This window comes from Microbacterium sp. (assembly GCF_047606385.1).
Lineage (GTDB): Bacteria > Actinomycetota > Actinomycetes > Actinomycetales > Microbacteriaceae > Microbacterium.
This window is the reverse complement of sequence record NZ_JASGEL010000023.1, coordinates 1-5,571: the sequence shown is the minus strand read 5'-3', so window position 1 is coordinate 5,571 and position 5,571 is coordinate 1. Positions and strand designations below refer to the sequence as shown.

General features: G+C 73.1%; 5 protein-coding genes. 3 read left to right on the top strand and 2 right to left on the bottom strand.

Annotated features, from left to right (window positions below; translation table 11 throughout):
• Positions 1 to 92: 92 nt before the first annotated feature.
• The 3 genes from QM626_RS02455 (at position 93) to QM626_RS02445 (ending at position 3,267) form a co-directional block, all read left to right on the top strand.
• A complete protein-coding gene (locus QM626_RS02455; RefSeq protein ID WP_415073612.1) occupies positions 93 to 641 on the top strand; it encodes an ECF transporter S component in 549 nt (182 codons plus the stop codon).
• A gap of 62 nt (positions 642 to 703) precedes the next feature.
• Positions 704 to 2,461, top strand: a complete 1,758-nt coding sequence (locus QM626_RS02450) for an ABC transporter ATP-binding protein (protein ID WP_415073610.1) — start codon at positions 704 to 706, stop codon at positions 2,459 to 2,461.
• Positions 2,458 to 3,267, top strand: coding sequence for an energy-coupling factor transporter transmembrane component T (locus QM626_RS02445; protein WP_415073608.1), 810 nt, complete (start codon positions 2,458 to 2,460; stop codon positions 3,265 to 3,267). Before QM626_RS02450 ends, QM626_RS02445 begins: the two co-directional genes overlap by 4 nt.
• 8 nt (positions 3,268 to 3,275) lie before the next feature.
• On the opposite strand, the gene QM626_RS02440 is transcribed toward QM626_RS02445, so the two are convergent.
• Both QM626_RS02440 and QM626_RS02435 read right to left on the bottom strand, forming a co-directional pair.
• Entirely contained in the window at positions 3,276 to 4,439 is a 1,164-nt protein-coding gene (locus tag QM626_RS02440; protein ID WP_415073606.1) for an acyl-CoA dehydrogenase family protein, read from the bottom strand.
• A 189-nt stretch (positions 4,440 to 4,628) separates the two neighbouring features.
• Positions 4,629 to 5,571: M15 family metallopeptidase (locus QM626_RS02435; protein WP_415073604.1), on the bottom strand; the 943-nt coding region annotated here is incomplete at its 5' end.

Here is a 5,571-nt window from a genome sequence, read left to right as displayed (position 1 = left end):
CCGCCCCTGCCGCACGTGCGGCTGACCGGCCGGCGCCGGCGGCTCTGAGCGCCCGGCGGCGGGGCGTCGAGCGGCGGCGCTACGCTGGCCCCGTGGCCCGAGCCTCCGTCCTGTCGACGCGCGTCCTGCTGACCTGCGCGGCGATCGCCGTGGCCACGGGTCTTCTCGGCGGCATCGCCGGCTGGGTCACGATCCCGGTGCTGGCGACGGTGCCGGTCATGTACGGGCTCGTGCTCGGCGTGCACGTGCTGCCCGGCATCATCGCGCAGGAGGTGCTGCGGCTGCCGTGGGTCGCGCTGATCACGCACGTGCTCGCCGCCCTGGTCGCCAGCGCCACCGGACCGCAGTGGGCGCTGCGATTCCTCGGCACGGCGATCCTGTTCGGCGGCATCCAGGAGCTCGTCGCGGCGCTGACCCGTTACCGCTCGTGGGCGGCATGGCGCTTCTTCGTGTCCGCGGTGGTCATCGGCGTGGTCATCGCCGTCCCGGTGTTCTTCGTCGCCGACCTGGGCACGATGCCGCTGTGGGCGCAGATCTCCTACCTCGCCTTCTCGGTCGTCGCGCCGGTGGCCTGGACGGCGATCGGCCTCGCGATCGGCACGGCGCTGCGCCGCGCGGGCATCACCCGCATCCGTCGTTGACGCGGGGCCCGACGAACGTGAGGGCCGACTAACTTAGAGAGCGCCCGTTCCTCTTCGACTGGATGCCCGTGTCCGCTCCCGCGCCCGACAGCACCGCCGTCCCCCGGTCCGCCACCTCGGGCGCTCCGCTGCTGCAGGTCGCCGAGCTGTCGGTGACCCACGACGGCGCGACCGTCGCGACGCCGGCGAGCGTCTCGTTCACGGTCGAACGCGGCGAGGTCGTCCTGCTGCTCGGGCCGAGCGGTGCGGGCAAGTCCACGCTGACCCTCGCCCTGAACGGCCTGATCCCCCACGCGGTGCCCGCCGATGTGCAGGGACGGGTCGTCGTGGGCGGCGTGGACACGGCCGACGCGACGGTCGCAGAGCTGAGCCGGCATGTCGCCATGGTGTTCCAGGATCCGGATGCGCAGCTGGTGACCGGCACCGTCCTCGACGAGGTGGCGTTCGGACCGGAGAACCTGCGGCTGCCGGTGGCCGAGGTGCTCGCCCGGAGCGAGCAGGCGCTGCGCCGCGTCGGGCTGTGGGAGCGCCGGCACGAGAACCCGGACCGCCTCTCCGGCGGCGGCCGCCAGCGGCTCGCGATCGCCGCGGCGCTGGCGATGGGGTCGCCGCTGCTGGTGCTCGACGAGCCCACCGCGAACCTCGATCCCACCGGGATCGAGGAGGTCTACGCGGCCCTGGCGGACCTCGCGGCGGCAGGCGACCACGCCATCGTGCTGGTCGAGCACAACCTCGACGCGGCCATGGCGGTCGTCGACCGGGTGGTCGTGCTGGATGCCGAAGGCCGGCTCGTCGCCGACGGCGGCGTCGACGAGGTGCTGCGCGCGCGAGCCGAGGAGCTGGCCGCACTCGGGGTGTGGCTGCCGGTCGCGACGCTCGCAGCGCTGCGTCTGCGACGGGCCGGCTACATCCTCGAGCCGGTGCCGCTCACCCCGGGCGAGCTGCACGACGCGCTGGCGCCGCATCCGGCCGTGGGCCACGACGGGCCGGCGCCGGCACCCGCGCCCTCGACGCGCGCGACCGCTGTGCAGGTCACCGGGCTGACCCTGCACCGCGGACGCACCGAGGTGCTGCACGACGTGTCGCTGACGGTGCCGGCCGGATCGTTCACCGCGATCGTCGGTGCGAACGGCGCCGGCAAGTCGAGCCTGCTCTCGGCGATCGCGGGCGTCCTCCGGCCGCCGCGCGGCACGGTGCGCCTGGGCGACGCGGACGTCGCACGCGTCGATCAGCGGATGCTGCCCAGCCGGATCGGGTTCGTGTTCCAGAACCCCGAGCACCAGTTCGTCGCGCACACCGTGTTCGACGAGGTCGCGCACGGCCTGCGCCGGCAGCGGCTCGACGAGACAGAGGTGCGCGCACGCACCATGGATCTGCTGGCGCGGTTCGGGCTCGCAGGCCACGCCGAGCAGCATCCGTTCCTCCTGTCGGGCGGCCAGAAGCGCCGTCTCTCGGTCGGCACGGCGCTCGTCGCCGGGGCGCCGGTGCTGGCCCTCGACGAGCCGACCTTCGGGCAGGACCGGGCTCGCGCCGACGAGCTGCTGCGCCTGCTCGCGGACCTCCGCGACGACGGCGTCACCGTGATCGTCGTGACCCACGACATGCAGCTGGTCAGCGAATACGCCGACCGGGTCACGGTGATGGCCGGCGGGCGCGTGATCGCCGTCGGCGCCACGGCCGACGTGCTCGACGACCGTGCGCTCATCGAACGCGCCGGGCTGCGGCTGTCACCGCTGCGGCAGGTGCTGGCCGGGCTCACGCAGCATCCGGCCCTCGTCCGGGCGACCCGGCTCGCGGACCTGCCCGGAGGCGGGCCATGACCGGCCTGGCCGTCGACCCGTTCGCGCCGGCGTCGCCGGCCGGCCCGGTGCGGTTCCTGTACCGGCTGAACCCGCTGTCGAAGCTGGCGGCGGTGATCCCGGCGACCGTGGCGCTGGTGTTCGTCCGCGACCTGGCGGTCCCGCTCTCCTTCCTCGCGCTCGCCGCCGTGACGCTGCTGATCGGGGTGCGGTTCTCGAGCCGCCTCGTCCTGATCCTCGCGGTGGGGGTCCCGGCCGGCGCCATGGTCCTCGGACTCGCGTTCTCGCTGTGGACGGATCCGGCGCATGTCGCCGACACCCCGGTCGTGCTCCGCGTCGGCGACGGGACGCTGTACGCCGGCGCCCTGCGCACCGGCATGGCGACCGGCGTCCGCCTGGCCGCCATCGCCGGGCTGGCGCTGGTGCCCGGGCTCAGCACCACCGGCGCCGACCTCGTCCGCTCGTGGGTCCAGCAGCTGCGCGTGCCCTACCGCATCGGCTACACGGCGCTCGCCGCGTTCCGGTTCGTGCCGAGGTTCGCGTACGAGCTCGACGTGATCCGGCAGGCCCACCGCGTGCGCGGCGCCGGCGGCGGCAGGTCGCCGTTCGCCGTCGGCCGCCGCTGGTTCGGCTACGTCGTACCGCTGCTGGCAGGCGCGATCCGCCATGCCGAGCGGGTCGCGCTGGCGATGGACGCCCGGGCCTTCGGCGCCTATCCCGAGCGCACCGAGCGGTACCCGGTGCCGTTCCGCATCCGCGACGTGGTGTTCGTGGTGCTCGCCTGGGCGGTGTCCGCCGCGGTCCTCGTCCTCCCCGGGACCCGCTGACAGACGCGCTACCGGCGGCCGGTGACCTGGCGCGCGACGATCTCGCGCATGATCTCGTTGGACCCGCCGTAGATGCGGTGCACACGGGCGTCCGCGAACGCGCGCGCGATGGGGTACTCAAGGATGTAGCCGTAGCCGCCGTGCAGCTGCAGGCACGCATCGAGGACCTCCCCCTCGCGCTCCGTGGTCCAGAACTTGACCTTCGCCGCCTCCTCCGGCGTGAGCTTCTGCTCGCCGTACAGCCCGATCGCCCGGTCGACGTAGGCCCACAGCACGTCGACCGTGGTCGCGATGTCGGCGAGCGCGAACCGGCTGTTCTGGAAGTCGATCACCGGTTGCCCGAACGCCTCGCGACTGGCGGTGTACTCGAGTGTCCAGATCAGCCCCGCCTCGGATGCCGCCGCCGCCGCGACCCCGATCGACAGCCGCTCGAGCGGCAGGTTGCGCATGAGCTGCACGAAGCCGTGGCCCTCCTCGCCGCCGATGAGGTTCTCGTCCGGGACGAAGACGTCGGTGAAGCTGAGCTCGGCGGTGTCGTGGCCCTGGAATCCGATCTTGTGCAGCTTCTTGCCGTGGTCGAAGCCGGCCATGCCGTTCTCGAGCAGCAGCAGGCTGAACGCGTCGGCCTTGTTGCCCTCGCCGGTCTTCACGAAGGTGACGACGACGTCGGCGGTCTTCCCAGAGGAGATGAACGTCTTCGCGCCGTTCACGACGTAGCCGCCGTCGACCTTCTTAGCGGTGGTCTTCACGCCGCGCAGGTCGCTGCCGGCACCGGGCTCGGTCATCGCCAGCGCGCCGAGGATCTCGCCGGTGGCCATGCCCGGCAGCCACTTCTCCTGCTGCGCCGGCGTGCCGAAGTGGACGAGGTAGGGCACGGCGAGGTCGTCCTGGATGCCGAAGGCGCCGGCCAGCGAGCCGAGCCCGGCCTTGATGGTCTCCTCCATGACGACCGTGCGGAAGCGGTAGTCCTGCAGCATCCCGGCGCCGCCGAACTCCTCCGGCACCGACAGGCCGATGATCCCGGCCGCTCCCGCGGCGAGCATGGTGGCGCGGTCGATCTCGCCGTCGGCATCCCACTGCTCGCGCTTCTCGTTCGTGCCGTAGCGCTTGATGAACTCGGTGACGACCTCGCGGAACGCCTCGTGGTCCTCGTCGTAGATGTCGCGCTCCATGCGCCGGTCCTTCCTCTCCGCTGGGCGGGTCTCAGGCGACGATGCGGGCATCGATGGGTGCTGCGGCGGCGTCGCCGCGTGCGAGTCTAGGGACGCGATCGATGCACGCGCATCCGGCCTGTGGGATCGCGACGCCCGGCCGGCAGGAGCGCGCGGCGACGTTGTGGGATGCCTCCAGGCGGGACGCGGTCAGTCCACGTAGTCGGGCGCTGCGGGCAGCCCGAAGAAGTCCTCGAGCGTGTGGAACCCGCCGTCGTGATACGCCTGGGCGAGCTGCACGCCCATGAACCGCAGGTGCCACGGCTCGGCCTTGTAGCCGGTGGTGTCGGTGTAGCCGTCCTCGTACCGCACGATGAAGCCGTACTGCCAGGCGTTCTGCGCGACCCACTGCCCCTGCGCCGACGCTCCGAAGTCGTCGAGTCCGCCGCAGGAGCTGCCGCACGCGACGAGGTCGAGGGCGAGCCCGGTCTGATGCTCGCTGTAGCCGGGCCGGGCGCTCTCCAGGTCGGCGGCCGTGGTGCCGTCGGCGGAGACGTGCTCGGCGTACGTGCTCTGCTGCGTCGTGTACGAGCGGTAGGAGCTGAGCGACGCGATCTCGCCGACGCCGGCGGTCTCCGCCCCCTCGGCCAGCGCCGCCAGCGCAGTCATCGCCTCCTGTCCGAGGCTGCCGCCGTTCAGCGAGCTCACCTCGCTGAACGTCACGAGGGTCGAGGGCACGTAGTCGATCGGGTCCAGCGGCCGCGCCTTGTTCACCACCACCCACCGGTGATCGGCGTCGGACAGCGAGATGCAGGGAGCGGTGCCGTCAGCGACCGCTTCACGGAAGACCTCACCCCCGCCCGCCGCCGTGATGACCGCCTCGTCGTCGCCGGCCGCCAGCGCCGTCTGCACGTCGGGATCGTCGCAGATGGAGGCCGACGCCGAGGCCTGGCTGATCTGCGGCACCGGGAGCGAATCGGCAGCGGGGGGCACATCGACGGCCGTCGCCGAGATCGCCCGGACGATCGCGGGGGTCCAGGCCGCCAGGAGGATCACCACGAGGACGGCGCCGACGATCACCCCGGCCCGGCGCCGACGGCCGCGCAGGGCCGCCGCGCGTGCGGCTCGGCGGCCCTGGGCCGGGGCGGCGCTG

What these genes read in the sequence shown, in the direction of transcription:
- QM626_RS02445 (WP_415073608.1), top strand. Translation starts at nt 2,458, where the DNA reads ATGACCGGCCTGGCCGTCGACCCGTTCGCGCCGGCGTCGCCGGCCGGC.
- QM626_RS02450 (WP_415073610.1), top strand. Translation starts at nt 704, where the DNA reads ATGCCCGTGTCCGCTCCCGCGCCCGACAGCACCGCCGTCCCCCGGTCC.
- QM626_RS02440 (WP_415073606.1), bottom strand. Translation starts at nt 4,439, where the DNA reads ATGGAGCGCGACATCTACGACGAGGACCACGAGGCGTTCCGCGAGGTC.